Below are 20,360 nucleotides of genomic sequence, written 5' to 3'. Positions count from 1 at the left end.
GGTATCCCCCATTCATAAATAAAAGCCGGTTCATACCTGAATAAGGTACAAAACCGGCTTAAAGGTTGTACGGTCAGAACAGCTCATCGTACTTCGCTTCAAGAGTAAGTGCTTCTCATGTTAATGCTCGGTGAAACAATTACCTTTACAGTTCAATGATATGTAGTTAGGCATTTCTACGTTCAATACTATCATAGATAGCCTGCCCATCATAGCTTCGATCTGTAGCGATATCTTTCACCAAAAGGACACTGTTTGCATTTCCAGATAAGATACTCAGTGCCCCCAGCACCCAAGCAAGTGGATATAATGCAACGGATAACATTTTCTTCATAGCTCTATCTCCTTTATGTACTATAGAAATAATTGGTTGAATATCCCATTAATACGATTACACCCCAATTAAGTTTCAATTTTATATACAACCATCACTACTTCTAGACATATAGGAGACAAGACTTCAATTGTTCCGTTCAGATCAACTCAAAACTCTGAAGTAACGCTGCTGCCTCTTCATGATCAGGTTCTAAAGCCAGTACCTTATGGGTATATGACAGTGTTTCTTCTTCCAGTTCAAGTTCATAACAGCACACAGCCAAATCGTATAAGACGGCTGGATTATGGTTACTCGGATCTGCAACCAACGATATCTCCAGAAACCGTTTTGCATCCTCATACATATACATCTCATATAATAGCTGCCCTGCCAGAAATGCGAGACCTCCTTGCTGCTCCATCACATAGTAGGACGACCACATCGTATGAATACCAGACTGAATATCCAGCATTTCCTCATCACTTGCATCAGGAAGAAGACTGGAGATGTGCGTCGCACTGTGAATCAAGAACTCAGCATCGTACCCGCCCAGACGCCAAAACGGTAAAATATGCTTCAACTCCATACTTTCTATCCGTTGATCTACCCATTGTTTCATGCTGAAAAAGTCATCCGGGCCAAAACGTTCAACAAATCGATGGTAGGCCAAACGTGTGTTCACATAGCTGATGGGTTCGTCCAACATCAACATGCACCCAACATTCAGGTCTTTATAATGATGTGTTGTGAATCGTGTATGGGCACCCTGTTGTTCCAAGACATATTGAATGGCATGGTAGTTAGCAGTTAGCGAAAAACTCCCGTGAAGAACAAATTCAGGTGGCTCTGCGAACTTCCAGTTATCCAGACGATGATCCCCTTTATCAGCGGTAATCAACACATAACCTGACTGTGACAATTTGTTCAACCGTTCAAGACAGGACAAGCCGATGGCAGGAAAAAGAATATGTGAATCCTCCAGCTCTGCCTTGTACAATGTGATCAGCTCCGAATACGGATAGTTATCTGCACTGTATTCGGGCGCCCGGCGATACCCATAACTCAGCGTCATATTCTTCAGCATCTCAGCGGGATCAAGTTCACGATGATCCGGAGACTGAACAAGCAGATCACATTCATATATCTCGCCATCCCCAATATAGATTAGTTCCTGTGGGATGCTGTCAAAAAAGTAATTGGCAATCAACAACAACGGTTGTTTCAGATCACCGGGTCGAATAACCGTTCCTGCAACGACCAGATTCAATTCCGTATCCGCTACAGCATCAAAACGTGCAAAATCCACTATGCCTTGTTGAATAAAGGATTGCATGGATGGATGCTCCTGCCAACCCAGCACATTCTCCGCTACCAGATCCGTCATCACATATCTGAAAGGCGGTAACTGTATTCCAGCAAATTCCTTTAACTCAAGCAGTTTCAGGAGAATTTGGTGTGCCAAACGCCCTACACCCGCTCCAAGTTCAAGAATGGTTACGGTCTCGCTGATCTTTCCTTTGTTCGAGAGGTCCTGAAGAAAGCCAAAGATCATCTCTGCATACGCCGTGGCAATCATCGGATTACTCGTAATATATTGAGGGACTTGGTTCTCTGTCCAAGCTTGTAGCCCCTTCTGTTCATAATAAGCCCTCTGCCAATCCCAGACCGGAGCTTCACTGTAACGAAAACGTTGACTTTCATTTGACGTCATTAAACGGAAACCTGCTTTCTATCACTAATTTCATACGTTTCCAAGATGTTCACGTACTATTTTATGTCCAATACCATTCAATCTCTGTAATGCATTATATCATAGAACCCTACCTACTCGATGAAGTTCAGTTTTCCCCTTAACCAAGAAAAAAACCTGCTTTTGAGGGCAGGCCTGTGATTTCCTTCATTTAAAACTGATTGCTCTAATTCACTTTGGAGTAAGTGAGCTCAACATTAATCGGAAAACAAGACTCCATCAAAGTTCTCAGGGCCTACACGGATCGTACCGAGCAAGTTGGAACTGATAAATGCAGTGTACGTCAATTGAGGCGTGATAGGCGGATTGAAGTCATCCCCAGAGAAGGTAATAATCTGAGGTGCGAGGACGCTCAAGTTAAACGTAGACGTTGCAGAGTAAATTACGGGGTCTGTTGGCGCAGTTCCTCTGACAATGGTGATCGTTATACCAGCGAGAGCTAATGGGAGTTGCACAGATACGGTACCCTTGAACTGAACCCGTGGGTTTGCTCCAATGCCAGCAGTGGTTATCAAACCAATCTGTCCAAATAACTGAGGCGTGTTAACTACAAGGATTGGTATGGAGATTGATCCTGCCAAACTCGCATTCTGCGAGGTTCTTGCATCAATAAATTGACTCATGAAATCTACCTCCTGTGTGTGGGATAGGATAGTATATGCGAGATTTGATATACGGCATGGACATACATTGAGATGCACAAAAAAGGGCATACCAACAATTCCTTGATGATGATAACAAGTTACCTTTTGGTCCAGCACCTATATGAAGACAGAAAAAAACCCTTGCTCGGCAAGGGTTTCAAGAGTATGGGCCCTACAGGACTCGAACCTGTGACCAATCGGTTATGAGCCGACCGCTCTAACCAACTGAGCTAAGGGCCCTAGACATAATGTATAACGTGCAGATGATGGCTGTGGATCATCCAAGTGAAACTAAATTGCGGGGGCAGGATTTGAACCTGCGGCCTTCGGGTTATGAGCCCGACGAGCTACCGGGCTGCTCCACCCCGCGTCAGTAAGAAATATTAAAACAGCGACTTAATTAATATACACCATACTACCCTAATAAGTCAAGGGGTAATGTCAGGGAATAAAACGTACACCATAACGACCTTTGCGTGAACGATACACTTCGACTTCTGCCGGTTCATTGTGACCATAGATCCATCCGTCCTGTTCCATACGTTTGGCCAGACATCCTGCCTGAAATTTGGTTGCATACAACTTGCTGAAATATACCCAGTGCATACCGCTCGTCCTTTCCGAAGTCGTCATTTATTCCTTCTTTTTGTAGAATACCCCATTTTCATAAAAATAGCCGCCAAAGATTAAAATCTTCAGCGGCTATCCTTATCATGATATGACTACTTCATCAAATCTCATTGGAACGTAGCTTTAGGATCCTTTTTTAATTTCTCCAGCATCTCGTTTCCTTTAGCTGCCCACTCACCAAGTGCTTCTTTTGGTGTCTTTTTGTTCTCTATTACTTGGTTGAAATATTCCATACCTTTTTCATTTACTTGCCATAAGCCTGGGGATTTTTGATACATTTTATCCAGATTGGTATTTGTTGGCGGAATCGGCTTCAGTGCATAGAATGCTTGAATGTTGTAATCCAAGCCATCTTTTGGCTTGATGAAGCTCTTCCGGGATACCATCTCATAGCTGCTACGTGCTTTGATCTTAGCCCAGTCCTCACTGTTCATGTACTTAATCAGTTCCCACGCATCATCCGGGTTCTGAGCCGAACTATTAATCGCCATGAGGTTGCTCAGGTAGATGCTGCCTCCAATTTCAGGAGCTTCCGGGTGAACTGGAGGTGTTACCACATCCCAATCTACTTTCGTAAAGTCTTTCATTTTATCCGCGTTTTTATTGGCATCAATTAATTGATTAATATAGCTGTAATCACCAATAGCCATGGCTGCCTTGCCGCTCAGGAACAGGTCACCCTGTACTGGATCATAACGTCCACTCGGATTTTGATCCTGTGGTTCGTCGCCTTTAGGAATAACTTTGTCAATCGCAAGTTTGCTGATGGTGCTCCACACTTTCTCCCATTGAGGAGAATCTACTGTCATCTTCTCTGCTTTGTCATCAAACGTCTTCAGCTGCAACGCGCTGTAGTACTGCTGCATGGAGTAATAAGGCGAACCACCCTGATATGTCGTGAAGGCGAAACCAAATACGTGATCTTTACCCTCGCCTTTTGTAAGTCGGGTACCCAGATTGAAGATATCGTCCCAAGTCATATTGTCCGTTGGCGGTTCCACACCTGCTTTTTCAAACATGCCCTTGTTATAGAACAAAGCCGAAGATGAGAACGTTGGTGTCAATGCATAGATGCTCTGATCCCCCAGATCTTTGATACCCTCCAGCACACTAGGAACAATGTCAGTGGTATCAAACTTATCTTCTTGCATTAATGGGTCCAGCTGTTTCACCAGATTCTCCTGAATTAATGATTTGACAGTAGAGGTATCCGCCACGATGACGTCAACCGGGTTATCGCCAGTCATAATCTTCTTCAGACTTTCCATCGTATCCGGAACTTCCGGCTGTTCTTCGGTGTTGCCATACCCATACATGCTGCTCTGATCAACGGCAGCTACAATCTCAATGGTTACATTGGGATGGGTCAGCTCAAAAGCATCAGTAAACTGTTGACGGAAATAACTGTCGTCTTGCCCTCCCCACATTGTAGCCACACGTAATACACGTTGCTCTGTATCTTTCGCCTCACTTGCCGTACAGCCAGCAATCAGCGGCAATGCTAGCGTCGCAGTAGCCATGACAGCCAGCACACGTTTTCCCCACAACCTGTTCTTCATTTCCCAATTCCCCCTCATTAATTATCTTGGCGGTGTAATGACAATGCGTTCACCGTCAAATTCCAATGTAGCCCGGTTATCAATGGATAAGGCCTCCAGATACTCTTTTGGCACCTGAAGCCGCCCTGCACGGTCAATAATGACAAATGCTTCGTGAATGTCCGGCATACCCGTCTCGGATAAGCTATGCTCATCGTCCAAATTCGGGTTGCGCTTCACAAACTCAGTACTGGTCAAGCCGTCCCGGATCGCAACGATCCGGTCTACCTTGCCAGCTAGCGTCAAGTCATGGGTAACGATGACAATCGTAACGCCGAGTTCCTTGTTCATTCTTCGGAAAATGTCCATGATTGTATCACATGTCTCGGAATCGACCGAACCGGTTGGTTCATCTGCAAGCAGAATTTTGGGACGATTGGATAAGGAGATCGCAATCGCTACCCTTTGTTGCTCTCCTCCTGACAATTGATGCAATTTGTTATGCATCCGATCCTTAAGGCCTACCCATTCGAGCAACTGTTTCGCGTAAGCACGATCACGCTTGCCTCCCAGAATCATGGGAGTCTCCACATTTTCCAGTGCAGTGAGATAAGGCAGCAAGTTACGACCGTTATTTTGCCAGATAAAACCTACCGTATGACGTTTGTATTCGACCAATTGGGCATCTGTCATCTTGAGCAAATCCCAGTCTCCCACAACGGCCGTACCAGCCGTAGGACGATCAAGCCCGCCCAGAATATTCAGCAGTGTGGATTTACCGCTACCGCTGTTACCGATGATGGCCATCATTTCACCTTGATTGACAGTCAGGTTGAGACCCTGAAGGGCAACGACTTCCACATCGCTGGATTTAAAAATTTTGACAAGTCCTTCGCATTGGATCACGTTTACCTCTCCTCTCCCATTTTGACTGCCTGGTGAACCCGCAATCTGCGAATCTGCCAGAGCAACATCGTTGCACCAATGACCAGCATCACTACGGTGACCCCATACAGTTGCAACATATCTTGCTGTTCAAACACAATCCGGAACGGAGGTACCTGAGCAGATACATTATCCGTCGTTTGCAGGAATGGCAGGAATAAACGACTGGATACCTGACCAATCCCAATACCTAGCAGGATCGATAGCCCCGCTGTGAACACCTGCTCCAGTAGCAGCATACCGCTCAGTTGTGCCCGGGATAAACCCATGGCCCGTAATACACCAAACTGCACAACACGTCCGGACAAATTGAAGAACCAGTACAGCACGTATCCGATCAACGAGATAATAACCGATACCAGGAATCCAAGGCTCAGAATCCCAAATACGCCGCCCCGTGACGGATGTTTGCCCTGAGATACCAATTCGGTACGTACGTCACGCACAGAAGATAACTCGATACCTTCTGCTGCGAGCTTCTCCATTAATGGAGCCACTTTGGCATCCGGTTCCATTTTCAGCCACACCTCATAAGGAATTAGAGGCACCTGATCATAGATATAATCCAGATTCGCCACAAAGAATGGCATCTGATCCGGATACTGGGCTGGCCAGTAAGGAATGATCCCGAAGACTACGAATTCAATCGCCTGTCCCTGCACACCCATGGAGACGAGGTCTCCAGTTTTCAACTTAAATTTGTCAGCAAATTTGGAAGAGATCAATACAGCCCCTTCATATTTACCAAGCAAGTCAAGGTACTTGTAGGGATGTGCCGGGAACAGATCGTTGCGGAACCACGCCACTTGAGCAAAGTCCACATTATCAATTCCGACCAGCATCCCCTGTCCGCCCGATTTACCAGAGACGATAATATTGCCTTTGGTCTGCAGCACTCTTGCTGCATGTTCAACCCCGTCTAATCTGCGGAACACTTCGAATGGAGGTTCGGAGTAGATGACTTTGGATGGCTGCGAAGAACCGCCGCCACCACCACCTGGAGCACCTCCACCGCCGTTGCCTCCGCCGGAACCACCACCAGCAGAACCTCCTCCTCCATTGCCACCACCTTGTTGACCTCCACCCGTACCGCCATTCTGTCCGGAACCACCGGGTTTAACCTCAGGTGTTCCTTCCCACACAGTCTGCATAATCACATCAGATCCATAACGGTACAAGGTACGCTCAGTGGAATTCAGATCAATCGTCCGAGCAGCAGCCGAGTTGTACACCCCAAGTCCCAGTGTCAGTACAAGGAGGATCATCAGCGGATAATATGAAGAAGATGATCGCGATAGCTGTGTTAATGTCAGATACAACGGGACCGGGAGAAACTTGCGACCGATTAACTGAATAAGCTTCAATATCCACGGGAACAAGCGCAGGAAGAATAGTCCAAGCGCAAAAATCGCGAGTGCGGGTACAAAGAACAGAAACGGCTGTACCTGCAGCTGATCAGTTGTCATTCCAGTCTGGAAGGTCAACATCTGACGTTCATAGAACAGGTAGTATCCATATCCAGCCAGACCCAGCAACACAACATCCAGGAACCAGCGTTGCCATACTGGAGCACGGTCTGTCCGTGCTTGCCGCCGTTTGGCAGATACAATGGTTGCCCGTGCATAGGTTATCGCAGGGATAAGTGATGCGATGATCGCAACAAGGACCGCTGCTACGCCCAGGAGAATAGCTTCTTTTGATACACCGATCGGAATAGATTTTCGATCTACGAACGAGAGAAAGCCACTTGCTGAACCGATACTCTTGGCCATAAACCAACCGAGCAACGGCCCAATAACCAGTGCAATAGCGCCCAGAAATATGCCTTCAAGCAGGTAGAGAGAGAAGATCTGCCGAGCTGAAGCTCCACGGCTGCGCAATACCGCAATATCACTCTCTTGCTTTTGTAATGACTGTCTGGCATTCATCGCAATAAAATAAAAGACCATCGCAATCATTGGTGCTGCCAAGGTAAACAACATCGTCTGCAGTTGCAGACTCTGACTGCGGAACTGCTTAAGCAGATCACCAAAGGTGATGTCCACTTTTGTATCTTTCAGCCGCTGGTACAGATCGATATCCAGCCTTTCCAGCATGGAAGTCAGACCTGATAACTGGCTGGTTTGAATTTCTTTCAGATCAAAGGCATAATACCAACGTGAATTTTGAAGTGGAATCCCTTTTTCCTTCAGTAAAACATCATTAAAAACCGATTCATCCACATAAAGTCCATTCATCATGCCGTCAAATCCTTGTACCCAGTAAGGGCTGTTCGGATCATCTGCCTTGAAGGAACCCGTAATCTTCACACGTAATGTGATATCAAGACCGCTATACACCGGATATTCCAGAATATCACCGATATGCAGGTCGTTACGGTACATACCCTCTTCCAACATGACTGCCTCGATCGTGTCATCTTTGACCTGGTTTCCAGGTTTCACCCCGGCAGAGTAATTCACCTGTGCATCCAGCCCACTCATCGTACCCAGACTCATACTGCGCGCCCTGCTGGCATCCACTTTGGTTGGATCTTCCGGGCTCACCTCTGTGCTGCGAATAGATCTTGAATTCACATACGTATGAAAAGGAAACCCGATGTCGCGAGGAACATCCTCACGAATATAACGATCTACTTCATCCAGACCCCGTGTGTCTGTCTTCACGCCACCGGGTGCCTGATAACTCATAAGCAACGAACCGGCTGGCAACCCTTCACTGTTATCCTGCAGCGTTTGCGCGACGACCCGTTTCAACGCACCATCGGCATACATTGGAATACTGACGGTGAACGCTACCGCCACAATCAATCCGATCAGTGTGCTGAAGGTCATCCAGCGCGTGTTCCACATTTTGCGGAACAGCAGCCGAAGCAATGGCAGCCCCATTAGCGTCCCACTACTTTCTGGCCTACGGTCAGACCTTTCAAAATCTCAACATCTGTCGATGTCTGCTGACCAACTTCAACGTCCACTTCACGCTTGCTGCCATCACTCTCCACCACTTGCACATACGTTCTTGAACCGATGGAGCGTAAAGCGGATACAGGAATCACAATTGCGTTCTCGGTACGCTGCGTTACAATCGAGACCGATAGTGGTGTACCGCGTTCGACGCCTTTTGGCATTTTTGCAAGTGTAACGATAACATACTTATCCAGCGTTTCCTTGGTTGGAGGCGTACCGCCTTCACCCGTCCCTTCGCCACTGCCACTTCCCGATGCTTCCGCGATAGGCATAACTTTAATTTTGCCAGAGACTTTACCAGCTCCATTAATATCTACTTCTGCCTTCATACCCGCGGAGAACTTCTCCAGATCTTCCTTGGCAAAGGTAGCTGCCACAACCAGATTGGATGTATCCGCAATCGTAGCAATCGGATCATACGCTTTCACGGCTGCACCCTTCTCTACCTGCACAGCAATAACGGTACCGCCAAACGGAGCTGTCAACGTGGCTTTGCCCAGTTGTTCCTCCAGATCAGCGAGTTCCTGGCGCAGTTCTTCAAACGCAATCGTTGATTCTTCGAACTCTACCGGGTCCATCTCATCCTTCTTGCGGAGTGTTTCCTTCATTTGAACTTCGGATTTGCGAATAGCCAGTTTCTTGCCACGGATCTCCTTCTCCACACTCTCCACATCGAGGACAGCAAGAAGTTGACCCTTCTTCACTTTATCCCCTGGTTTAACATTTAACTCTTTGATATGCATGCCATCAAGCGTGAAGTACACCTTCTCTTCCCGCTGACTCATCATTTTTCCACTGCCACTTACTTTTTTCTCCAACGTTTCCGTCCGGACTTCATATTCCGGTTTCTTGGAGATCGTTGGTGGTGTAATAGGCGGAAGTACTTCTTCCTCTGTTTCTGACGGCAGCAATGAGCAGCCGGACATCGTTGCAACCATTATCGCACCAAGTACAATAAGTGCTGCGCGTTTCCCCCTTTTCGGAGCGGCCCCTTTACTTGATAAATCTGCCGTCCGCCATTTCATAAACATGGTCCGCAACCTCCAAAATTGTAGGATCGTGTGTAGTCATACATATTGTTACTTGTTCTACTTCAATAATATTGCGGAATACGGCCATGACCTGAGCGCCCATCTTGGAATCCAGTTCCGCTGTAGGCTCATCCGCAAGCAACAATCTGGGTCTATGGGCAATGGCCTTGGCTATAGCCACCCGCTGTTGTTCTCCCCCGGACATCTCGAATGGACGGTGCTTCACCCGTTTGGATAGTCCAACCAGATCCAGACAGTGACCAACCCTGTCCTTCCATTCCGCTCGCGGAACGTCCGCCATGCGCAGCGACAGTTCTACATTTTCCCAAGCAGATAATAAGGGCATGAGTGCATATGCCTGAAAAATAAAACCGATCTCTTTGCGCCGCAAAGCGGTCCGCCTCCGGTCTCCCCAATCCTGAAGAGGCTGGCCAGAGAACAGAATGTCTCCACTTGAAGGCTGATCCAGTCCACCGAGCATATTCAGCAGTGTTGTTTTGCCTGAGCCCGATCGCCCCTTCAGCATGACCAGTTGTTGCGGATTCACTTCCATATCAATGCCTTTGAGCACATGGATAATGCGACTGCCTGTCTGGAAACTGCGATGCACGTTACGCACCTCCAGTACAGGTCCATCATATGGAGGCAGCATATCCTTCTTTGGTTTGATCTTCTTCTGGGGTTCATCAACGGTGGTGATAGCAGCTGCAGCCACTTCATCCGAAGCGATTTCACTTTCAGATAAAGATACTTCACTTGTCGGGTGCGCTGATTCACCTATGTATGTATTTTCTCCCGACTCCGTCGATGCCTCCAACGGTGTTTCCCCCTGTTGATGTTCATCGCCTGACTGGCTCTTGGCAGGTCTTTTTCTGAGAAATAAATTCTTCATGCCAGCAATCACGCTCATCCTTTCTTGATATCCCGATCATTTCTTCAAAAAACCTAAAATTAGAAATCTGTTCCAACCTACACTGAATTATAAACGACCGATCCCAACTAAAAGTTACAAGCTTTTTACAACGGTAGAGTGAAAAAGTTAATATTTTGATGAACAAACAAAAAAAGCACCCCAAAGTGCGGGATGCCTCTTGCATATTCGATGGTTTTGCCGATATGACGGCAATCATTACAATTTTGATACCGTTCATTCATGAACATTTTTTCGAGGTATCAATTAAATTATTTACCAAATGAAGAAGGATCTTCACGCCATGATTTTAGCAATTCAAAATCGCTTTCCTGAATCGTTCCCTGAGCCAAAGCCACATCCATCAGAGCCGTATAATTGGACAACGTCTGAAGTGGAATTCCAGCATCTTCGAATGCTTTAACACCTTTATCCAGCTGGTAGCTGAAAATGGCAAGCACGGCCAACGGTGTTGCGCCTGCTACACGTACGGCTTCGGCTGCTTTGATCGAGCTTCCACCTGTAGAGATCAGATCTTCGATGACAACCACTTTCTGTCCTTCGGTAATCAAACCTTCGATCAGGTTCTCCTTGCCGTGTCCTTTCGCTTTATCACGAATGTAGGCCATCGGCAGATCCAGCTTCTGAGCCACCCAGGCAGCATGCGGGATACCCGCGGTTGCCGTACCTGCAATGACTTCTGCATCCGGGTATTGGTTACGAATGATCGTTGCAAAGGCTTCAGCGATATCATTACGAATCTCGGGATAGGACATCGTTAAACGGTTATCGCAGTATATTGGTGATTTGATGCCGGATGTCCATGTAAATGGCTGTTGCGGACGTAACGCCACGGCTTTAATTTTCAACAGTTGGGAAGCAATATGATTCGGAATCTCATTCAGTTCGATCATGCGTTCAACATCTCCTTCAAAATGGTTTCTGCCGCTTCACGCGGATTGGAAGCGCCTGTAATGGGTCTGCCTACAACAATGTAATGACTTCCTCTGGCAATGGCTTCACCCGGCGTCAAGACTCGTGTCTGATCTCCCAGACCACTACCCGCTGGACGAATTCCTGGTGTAACGGTGTGAAAAGCACTGCCACACGCTGCCCGAATTGCGGGTACTTCCAGTGGAGAAGCAACAACCCCATCGAGTCCGGCCTCTTGGGCTAGTCCTGCATAACGGACCACAGCAGCTTCCACACTTCCCGGGATGCCAATCTCGTTATTCATCGTTTCCAGACTTGTACTGGTGAGTTGGGTGACTGCAATGATCTCAGGCTTGCTAAGGGAAGGATCGGCAGCGATTGCTGCCTCAGCACCTTCACGTGCAGCACGCATCATGAGGGCTCCACCCGCTGCATGAACATTGAACATGTCTACCCCAAGACGTGTGATACTTTCAGCACCGCCACGAACGGTGTTGGGAATGTCATGCATTTTCACATCCAGAAAAACGGAGTAACCTTTGGATTTTAGCTCCCGAATAAAGTCCGGTCCTGCTGCGTAGAACAGCTGCATGCCCACCTTCAGATAACAGGGAATGCCTTCAAGAGCTTGTACCAATGCTTTCGCTTCTTCCGCTCCAGGATAATCCAGTGCCACCATCAGACGGCCAGCCATTTCATTGAAACTCGCTTGATTCATCACCAGCGCTCCCCTCCACTTGCTCATTTTTTCCGTTTTTGCCCGATATAAAGGACATCCCGCCAGCTCGCAGGCTGACTGATGTCCTTCATCAGAGACTTATTTATTTTACAAAGACAGGCATTGCTTCTGAGGAGAAGTTGATCGTTTGCAGCATGATCAGCAGCGCACGAATCGTATCCAGTGAAGTCATACATACAATGCCGTTTTCTACCGCTTCACGACGAATTCGGAATCCGTCACGCTGCGGTGTTTTGCCTTTGGTGAGTGTGTTGAAGACAAAGTTCGCTTCGCCGCTGCGAATCATATCCAGAATGTTCGGCGAACCTTCACTTAATTTGTTCACAGTCGTTACCGGAATGTTCGCTGCTTCAAGCGCAGCTGCTGTTCCACCGGTAGCCATGATTTTGTAACCCAGTCTGTAGAAACCTTCGAGCAAAGGAACCGCTTCGTCCTTGTCTTTGTCTGCTACAGTCACAACAATCGCTCCGGTTGCCGGAATTTTCATTCCTGCGCCGATCAGGCCTTTGAACAACGCTTTGGCGTAATTCGGGTCACGACCCATAACCTCACCTGTGGATTTCATCTCAGGTCCGAGGGTTGGTTCTACACGACGCAGCTTCGCGAAGGAGAAGACCGGAACTTTGACAGATACATGATCCGATTCAGGCCACAGCCCGTCAACATAACCAAGATCTTTTAGTTTCACACCCAGAATGGCTTGTGTTGCCAAGTTCGCCATCGGAATGTTGGTTACTTTGCTAAGGAATGGTACAGTACGGGATGAACGCGGGTTCACCTCGATAATGTACACTTGGCCATCATGGATAACAAACTGGATGTTGACCAGACCAACCGTTTTAAGTTCTTTCGCAATTTTGATTGTAATCTCTACAATTTTCTCTTTCAAATCCTGGGACAGGTGTTGAGGAGGATATACCGCGATGGAGTCACCAGAGTGAACCCCTGCACGCTCGATATGTTCCATGATTCCCGGAATCAATACCGTTTCACCATCACAGATGGCGTCAACCTCAACTTCTTTACCCATCATGTAACGGTCGATCAGGACCGGATGCTCTGGATTGATTTTAACCGCCTGTTCCATGTATGTCAGCAATTCAGCATCGGAGTATACAATCTCCATCGCACGACCGCCGAGTACATAGGAAGGACGAACCAGTACCGGGTAGCCCAGACTTTGAGCTGTTTCTACCGCATCATCAACGGAAATGACCGTTTTACCTTTTGGCTGTGCAATCTCCAGACGGGAGAGCAGACGTTCGAACTTCTTGCGATCCTCCGCCTCATCGATGCTTTCCAGATCCGTTCCGAGAATGGTTACACCTGCATTACGCAGTGGTGCTGCCAGGTTAATGGCCGTTTGACCACCGAACTGTACGATAACCCCTACTGGTTTCTCCTGTTCAATCACGTTCATGACATCTTCGAAGAAGAGCGGTTCAAAGTACAGGCGATCGGATGTATTAAAGTCCGTAGACACCGTCTCCGGGTTATTGTTGATAATGACTGCTTCATAGCCTGCTTTTTGCAATGCCCATACTGCGTGTACAGTAGAGTAGTCGAACTCGATCCCTTGACCGATCCGGATTGGTCCTGAACCCAGTACCACAACTTTTTGCTTGTCGGAAGGGATCACTTCATTCTCTGTCTCGTAAGTTGAGTAGTAATATGGCGTTGTGGCTTCGAACTCAGCCGCACATGTATCTACCATTTTGTACACTGGGCGCAGGTTCTCTGCTTCCCGACGAGTTCTAACTTCCGCTTCAGTTGTTAATGTGCCTCCTGGTTGACCTTGCGCACGCAGTTCAGCAATGGCACGGTCTGTGAATCCAAGGCGTTTCGCTTGATACAGAATGTCGGAAGACAATTCGGATTCTTCGCGAATGCGATCTTCGAATGCGATCAGACCTTCGATTTTGTCCAGGAACCACCAGTCAATCTTGGTCAAATCCTGTAGCTGTTGCAACGTATAACCTCTGCGGAATGCTTCGGCAATCAGGAAGATACGCTCATCATCTGCTTTGATCAGACGCTCGTTCAGGGTAGCTTCGTCCAGCGTTTCGGCATCCTTCAGGTAGAGGCGATGTACGCCAATTTCCAGGGAACGAACTGCTTTGTGGATCGACTCTTCGAATGTCCGGCCAATCGCCATTACTTCGCCTGTTGCTTTCATCTGAGTTCCCAGTTTACGGTTCGCCGAGATGAACTTGTCGAACGGCCAGCGTGGGATTTTGCTCACGATATAATCCAGCGTAGGCTCGAAGCAAGCATACGTTTGGCCTGTTACCGGGTTCACGATTTCATCCAACGTGTAACCCATGGCAATTTTGGCAGCCATTTTTGCAATCGGATAACCCGTTGCTTTGGAAGCCAGAGCCGATGAACGGCTTACCCGTGGATTTACTTCGATAACATAGTATTGGAAGCTGTGTGGGTCCAGTGCAAACTGTACGTTACATCCACCCTCGATGTTCAGGGCACGGATGATTTTCAGGGAAGCTGAACGCAGCATTTGATATTCACGGTCCGACAGGGTTTGGCTTGGTGCTACAACGATACTGTCGCCTGTATGAACACCTACCGGGTCGAAGTTTTCCATGTTGCAGACAACGATACAGTTATCGTTTTTGTCCCGCATAACCTCATATTCGACTTCTTTCATGCCTGCAATGCTCTTCTCGACCAGACATTGCCCAATTGGGCTGTAACGAATTCCCGCTACCACAGTCTCGCGCAGCTCTTCTTCGTTCGCACAGATCCCGCCGCCTGTTCCGCCCAGCGTATAGGCTGGACGCACGATGATTGGATAACCAATCTCATTTGCAAATTCAAGTGATTCTTCAAGTGTTGTTACGATCACACTCTCAGGTACAGGCTGTTCCAATTCACGCATCAGGTCACGGAACAGATCACGATCTTCCGCTTTCTCGATGGATGTCAGTTGCGTTCCGAGCAATTTCACATTTTCACGTTCCAGCACGCCTGCACGTGCCAGTTCTACCGCCATGTTCAGACCTGTCTGACCACCCAGTGTTGGCAGCAAGCCGTCTGGACGCTCTTGACGAATGATTTGGGTTACAAAATCCAGGGTGATTGGCTCAATGTATACTTTGTCAGCCATGTTTGTATCTGTCATAATGGTCGCCGGGTTGCTGTTAATGAGTACAACTTCCACGCCTTCTTCTTTCAGAGCCTGGCAAGCTTGTGTACCGGCATAGTCGAACTCGGCCGCTTGACCGATGACGATTGGACCGGAACCAATCACCAGGATTTTTTTGAGATCTTTGTTAATCGGCATGTTATTGTGCTCCTTTCACTGCGGCTGCCAATACGGCTTGACGCGGCTTTTGCGGGTTAGTGATCTTGTGCTCGCGAATCATCTCGATGAAGCGGTCGAACAGATAGCTGTTGTCATAAGGACCCGGGGCTGCTTCAGGGTGATATTGAACCGAGAATGCCGGGAATGATTTATGTTTCAGACCTTCAATGGTCTTATCGTTATTGTTGATATGTGTAACTTCCAGATCTGTACTCTTCACAGACTCTTCGTTTACGGTAAATCCGTGGTTCTGGGATGTGATGAAGCAACGTCCGCTCTCCAGTTCTTTCACCGGGTGGTTTCCTCCGCGATGTCCAAACTTAAGTTTTTCGGTGTCTGCTCCTGCCGCAAGTGCGAACAACTGGTGACCCAGGCAGATACCGAAGATCGGGTATTCGCCAAGCAGTTCACTGATCATCTTAACTGCATGAGGTACGTCTTTCGGGTCCCCAGGGCCGTTGGACAGTTGAATGCCGTCCGGGTTCAAGCGACGAATCTCGTCTGCTGTTACATCGTGTGGAACAACAACAACGTCACAGTTACGTTTGCTGAGTTCGCGCAAGATTCCTGTTTTAGCACCATAATCCACGAGCACAATACGCTCAGCCGTTCCCGGGCTGTTATAGACATGTTCTGTAGAAGTCATTGGCACCTGGTTACGCAGTTCGGCAATGGTGGTGTCTCCCATCATCTCCAGCAGTTCTTCCACAGGCTTCGATCCTGTTGTGAGAATTCCCTTCATTGTGCCGTGGTGACGAATCCGGCGAGTCAACATGCGTGTATCAATTTCGCTGATTCCTACGATGCCGTATTCCTTGAGCAGATTGTCTACGCTATATTCCGCACGCCAGTTGCTTGGCGTTGGCTCATGACGACGCACAACGAAACCGTGTACGTATGGACGAATCGACTCAAAGTCATCACGCGTAATGCCGTAGTTTCCGATCAGCGGATACGTCATGGTTACGATTTGACCGCAATAGGAAGGATCCGAAAGCACCTCTTGATAGCCTGTAATTCCCGTATTAAAAACGACCTCACCTGTCGTTTCACCTTCAGCACCAAATGCTTTCCCGGTGAACAGTGTGCCGTCTTCCAACAATAATCTTGCCTGTGCCTGCATCCCATTTCACTCCTCTGTGTTTATCAACGTTGAATGGCATTTGGGTTGAACATGGGGGACGTTACGATTGTGCGGCTCCGCGTACAGAAAACCCTTTGATCGCTGTTATCCCCGGATTACTTTGATCCCATTCTTCAAATGGAGTAATCCGGTGATAAAGGCGAACGCTTTGCTTCTTCGGGTTCTTTCTGCCCACTCCGCAGTTACGTTGGTGTCCAAGTTCAAAATCATGACATTCAACTTTGCTTTGTTTCGTATGTTAGACTCTCGGCATGATTTGCCTCGAGTTAGTTGAAAAGATGTTACTGATTTAAAGAGTTAAAGATATAGAGTTACTAATTTATTAATTTGCTGAGTTACCGTTTTACTGTTGTACCGTGTTATGCCACACGCTTTTGCCATCCACCCAAGTTTGTACGGCCCAGCCTTTCAGCTTCCAGCCTGTGAATGGTGTGTTTCTTCCTTTGGTGGCAAACGTTGCAGGATCAACCGCTTTTTCCTCGTTCAAGTCAATCATCGTGATATCGGCTGGTGCTCCCTCTTCCAGTTTGCCTGTATCCAGTCGGAATACACGTGCCGGATCAGCAGTCATACGTTTCACCAGGAAGTCCAAGCTCCACAGTCCTGTTTCCACAAACTTGGTGTACAGCAGCGGGAAGGCTGTTTCGAATCCAACGATTCCGAAAGGTGCCAGCTCCATGCCTTTGGCTTTCTCTTCTTCACTGTGTGGCGCGTGATCAGTTACGATCATATCCAGCGTGCCGTCCAGCAAACCTTCGATACAAGCCTGCACATCGCGTGGTGAGCGCAACGGCGGGTTCATCTTCCAGTTGGCGTCCATGCCCGGGATATCTTCATCCGACAACACCAGATGGTGCGGACATACCTCAGCAGTTACTTTAATGCCGATGGACTTCGCTAGACGAATCAGACGAACCGATTGCTCTGTACTTACGTGACAGACATGGTAGTGAACTCCTGTTGCTTCTGCGAGCAAGATATCACGGCCAACGTGGATGGCTTCGGATTCATTTGGAATCCCTTTGATGCCGTGGCGCTTCGAAAACTCACCTTCCGTCACATATCCACCAACAACCAGTGAGTCATCTTCACAGTGAGCGATCACTGGCATATCCATGCTTGCCGCAAGGCTCATGGCATCTTTCATCATTTGAGCGTTTTGTACGCCTACACCGTCATCTGTGAATCCAATAGCGCCTGCTTCCTTTAATGCGGCAAAATCGGTAAGTTCACGACCCAGTTCGTTTTTTGTAATGGCTGCATAAGGCAACACTTTAACCAGATCAGCTTCTTTGGCCTTATCCAATACCAGCTTCACAACTTCCGCTGTATCTGTTACTGGTCTTGTGTTCGGCATGCAAGCAATTGTTGTAAAACCACCTTGTGCTGCTGAACGGGCACCTGTCTCGATCGTCTCTTTGTGTTCGAATCCAGGTTCACGCAGATGCACGTGCATATCGATCAATCCCGGAATGACCAGTTTGCCTGATGCGTCTGTCACACTTTGCGCTGACTTTTCGGCATCCAGTACCGCTTGGTCTTCCAGACCAACGATCTTTTTAATTTTACCTTCATCTATAATGATGGTTTTCCGTTCAAGTTCCCCTTTTTGGTTCAAGACGTTCGCGTTTTTTATAATCTGTAGCATAATTGCCCTCCGCTTCGGTTCTGTCCGGCTTACCAGGCAAGCCGGATGATTTTCTTTATCGTGTACTCTCTTATTGCTCTATAAGAACTACCGTACCGTCAGCCTATGACCCACAGCCAGACCCTGTTACAGTTTCATCGCACGTTCCATAACCGCCATGCGGATTGGAACGCCGTTTGCCATCTGCGGGAAGATCCGCGATGCTTCACTCTCCACAACCGCGTCATCTACCTCGACATTGCGATTCACAGGAGCAGGGTGCATGATAATGGTGCTTGGTTTTAGGCGTGATGCCCGTTCTTCCGTCAATCCGTAGTGTTCGCGATAATCCTCAGCTGAAGTAATTAAGCCATGTTGATGACGTTCCAGTTGAACACGGAGCATCATGACCACATCTGCATCCAGCGCTTCTTCAAGACCGACATAAGGAGCATGCTCTGCGAGTTCCGGTGCCTGCATCGTTTGCGGAGCACAGAAGCGTACATCTGCACCAAACTTTTGCAGTGCCCACAGATTGGAACGAGCTACACGGCTATGCAGGATGTCACCAATGATGGAAACACGCAAGCCTTTCAGTTCGCCAAATGCTTTCCTCATCGTGTAGAGATCCAGCAACGCCTGTGTGGGATGCTCATTGTTGCCGTCTCCGGCGTTCACGAGTGGTACATTCACTTTCTGAGCCAGTTGTTGCAGAACGCCTGCCGGTTTCAACCGGATCACGCCTGCATCTATGCCCATCGACTCAAGTGTTCGTACCGTATCGTAGATGGACTCTCCTTTTTCCACACTGGATGCGGCTGCCGTAAAGTTCAGCACTTGTGCACCCAGGCGTTTCTCTGCCATTTCGAAGGAGAAGCGGGTACGTGTGCTGTTCTCGAAGAACATGTTCGCAACAAAGCGTGATTCCAGTACAGGAGCCAGTTTCTCTTTCTGTGCTTCCCAGTGAGCCGCTCTGTTCAGAATGGACTCGATTTCTCCTCGACTAAGTTCCTTCAGTCCAAGCAAGCTTCGGTCTCTCAATGCTGTCTGTGTAATCATTATGCTTGCTCCCCCCGGTTCTGAGTGATTTTGACTTCGTCCTGTCCGTCCGTTTCCATGAGTGCAACTTCGATCTCCTCTGATTTGGAAGTCGGCACATTCTTGCCGATAAAATCAGGTCGAATTGGAAGTTCCCGGTGTCCGCGGTCTGCGAGTACAGCCAGCTGAATGTTCTGCGGTCTTCCACAGTCCATCAAGGCATCCATCGCTGCGCGAATCGTCCGTCCGGTATAGAGCACATCATCGAACAAAATCACTTTTTTGTTATGGATCGAAAGTGATTCAGGTGTCATAATCAACATTTCCTTGCGATTCGCTTTATTTTCGTCCAAGCGGTCATCGCGGTAAGGAGTCACATCCAGTTCTCCCCAGGGGACTTTGGCGCCTTCGATTTCTTCAATCTTGGCGGCAATCCGTTCTGCGAGGTAAACCCCGCGTGTGCGGATACCGACCAACACACAATCGTCGATTCCTTTGTTTTTCTCCAATATCTCATGGGCAATCCGTGTTAGTGCGCGGCGGATCGCCGTCTCATCCATAATGACATGTGTCTCTGTGCTCATGCGTTCAGCCTCCTCAGGATTTCCCTTCAGCATCATGGCCCCGTGACGAGGAGAAAAAAAAAGACTCCTTGCCGTGTTTATTGGCAAGGAGTCTCCGAACTTCAGACCGCTCTGAAGAAAGTTTACTCTCGGGGATGCATCGCTTCATTTGCCGCAGCAAAAAAACGATGTATCGTTCACGTTACCTTGCCAGTCTCACGGGACTGATTTAAAGGTGCTATTCATGTCGTTCATATTGCATGA

16 protein-coding genes and 2 tRNA genes are annotated in these 20,360 nt (G+C 47.9%); all 18 read right to left on the bottom strand.

Annotation, left to right across the window (positions count from 1 at the left end; genetic code table 11):
- Nucleotides 1-166: 166 nt before the first annotated feature.
- The 18 genes from QF049_RS01640 to pyrR all read right to left on the bottom strand — a co-directional run bounded on the left by QF049_RS01640 (nt 167) and on the right by pyrR (nt 20,117).
- Nucleotides 167-334, bottom strand: coding sequence for a hypothetical protein (locus tag QF049_RS01640; protein ID WP_307534362.1), 168 nt, complete (start codon nt 332-334; stop codon nt 167-169).
- A gap of 139 nt (nt 335-473) precedes the next feature.
- Nucleotides 474-2,027, bottom strand: a complete 1,554-nt coding sequence (locus QF049_RS01635; RefSeq protein ID WP_307534360.1) for a tetratricopeptide repeat protein — start codon at nt 2,025-2,027, stop codon at nt 474-476.
- Between the two features lie 236 nt (nt 2,028-2,263).
- Nucleotides 2,264-2,689, bottom strand: coding sequence for a hypothetical protein (locus tag QF049_RS01630; RefSeq protein ID WP_307534358.1), 426 nt, complete (start codon nt 2,687-2,689; stop codon nt 2,264-2,266).
- Between the two features lie 187 nt (nt 2,690-2,876).
- Nucleotides 2,877-2,950, bottom strand: a tRNA-Ile gene (locus QF049_RS01625).
- Nucleotides 2,951-3,006: 56 nt separating this feature from the next.
- Nucleotides 3,007-3,080 (bottom strand) — tRNA-Met (locus tag QF049_RS01620).
- Between the two features lie 71 nt (nt 3,081-3,151).
- Entirely contained in the window at nt 3,152-3,343 is a 192-nt protein-coding gene (locus QF049_RS01615; RefSeq protein ID WP_307543508.1) for a hypothetical protein, read from the bottom strand.
- Between the two features lie 104 nt (nt 3,344-3,447).
- Nucleotides 3,448-4,899: an ABC transporter substrate-binding protein gene (locus tag QF049_RS01610; RefSeq protein ID WP_307534355.1), complete on the bottom strand. Its 1,452-nt coding sequence runs from the start codon at nt 4,897-4,899 to the stop codon at nt 3,448-3,450.
- A gap of 21 nt (nt 4,900-4,920) precedes the next feature.
- The gene (locus QF049_RS01605) at nt 4,921-5,784 is read right to left on the bottom strand and encodes an ABC transporter ATP-binding protein (RefSeq protein WP_307534352.1); all 864 of its coding nucleotides are present in this window, start codon (nt 5,782-5,784) and stop codon (nt 4,921-4,923) included.
- A gap of 2 nt (nt 5,785-5,786) precedes the next feature.
- On the bottom strand, nt 5,787-8,711 hold the full coding sequence (locus tag QF049_RS01600; RefSeq protein ID WP_307534351.1) for an ABC transporter permease: 2,925 nt from the start codon (nt 8,709-8,711) through the stop codon (nt 5,787-5,789).
- The gene (locus QF049_RS01595; protein WP_307534348.1) at nt 8,711-9,820 is read right to left on the bottom strand and encodes an efflux RND transporter periplasmic adaptor subunit; all 1,110 of its coding nucleotides are present in this window, start codon (nt 9,818-9,820) and stop codon (nt 8,711-8,713) included. Before QF049_RS01595 ends, QF049_RS01600 begins: the two co-directional genes overlap by 1 nt.
- On the bottom strand, nt 9,783-10,712 hold the full coding sequence (locus QF049_RS01590; protein WP_307534346.1) for an ABC transporter ATP-binding protein: 930 nt from the start codon (nt 10,710-10,712) through the stop codon (nt 9,783-9,785). The genes QF049_RS01595 and QF049_RS01590 overlap by 38 nt, the downstream gene beginning before the upstream one ends.
- A gap of 290 nt (nt 10,713-11,002) precedes the next feature.
- Nucleotides 11,003-11,644 (bottom strand): orotate phosphoribosyltransferase, encoded by a 642-nt coding sequence (pyrE, locus tag QF049_RS01585; RefSeq protein ID WP_036614805.1) that lies wholly within the window; start codon nt 11,642-11,644, stop codon nt 11,003-11,005.
- Complete coding sequence (pyrF, locus tag QF049_RS01580) at nt 11,641-12,381, bottom strand: orotidine-5'-phosphate decarboxylase (protein ID WP_124116036.1); 741 nt, start codon at nt 12,379-12,381, stop codon at nt 11,641-11,643. The genes pyrE and pyrF overlap by 4 nt, the downstream gene beginning before the upstream one ends.
- Before the next feature lie 103 nt (nt 12,382-12,484).
- Nucleotides 12,485-15,703: a carbamoyl-phosphate synthase large subunit gene (gene carB, locus QF049_RS01575; protein WP_124116035.1), complete on the bottom strand. Its 3,219-nt coding sequence runs from the start codon at nt 15,701-15,703 to the stop codon at nt 12,485-12,487.
- A gap of 1 nt (nt 15,704) precedes the next feature.
- Nucleotides 15,705-16,847 (bottom strand): glutamine-hydrolyzing carbamoyl-phosphate synthase small subunit, encoded by a 1,143-nt coding sequence (gene carA, locus QF049_RS01570; RefSeq protein ID WP_062835434.1) that lies wholly within the window; start codon nt 16,845-16,847, stop codon nt 15,705-15,707.
- A 364-nt stretch (nt 16,848-17,211) separates the two neighbouring features.
- Nucleotides 17,212-18,516, bottom strand: coding sequence for a dihydroorotase (locus QF049_RS01565; RefSeq protein WP_307534343.1), 1,305 nt, complete (start codon nt 18,514-18,516; stop codon nt 17,212-17,214).
- 126 nt (nt 18,517-18,642) lie between these two features.
- The gene (locus tag QF049_RS01560) at nt 18,643-19,554 is read right to left on the bottom strand and encodes an aspartate carbamoyltransferase catalytic subunit (protein ID WP_036614815.1); all 912 of its coding nucleotides are present in this window, start codon (nt 19,552-19,554) and stop codon (nt 18,643-18,645) included.
- Nucleotides 19,554-20,117 carry a bifunctional pyr operon transcriptional regulator/uracil phosphoribosyltransferase PyrR gene (pyrR, locus tag QF049_RS01555; protein ID WP_017687330.1) on the bottom strand — a complete coding sequence of 188 codons (564 nt, stop codon included), beginning with the start codon at nt 20,115-20,117 and terminating at the stop codon, nt 19,554-19,556. The genes QF049_RS01560 and pyrR overlap by 1 nt, the downstream gene beginning before the upstream one ends.
- Nucleotides 20,118-20,360: the final 243 nt, after the last annotated feature.

This window comes from Paenibacillus sp. W4I10 (genome assembly GCF_030816325.1).
GTDB classification, from domain to species: domain Bacteria; phylum Bacillota; class Bacilli; order Paenibacillales; family Paenibacillaceae; genus Paenibacillus; species Paenibacillus amylolyticus_B.
The sequence above is the reverse complement of the archived record's forward strand: the minus strand, read 5'-3'. Positions and strand labels throughout refer to the sequence as shown.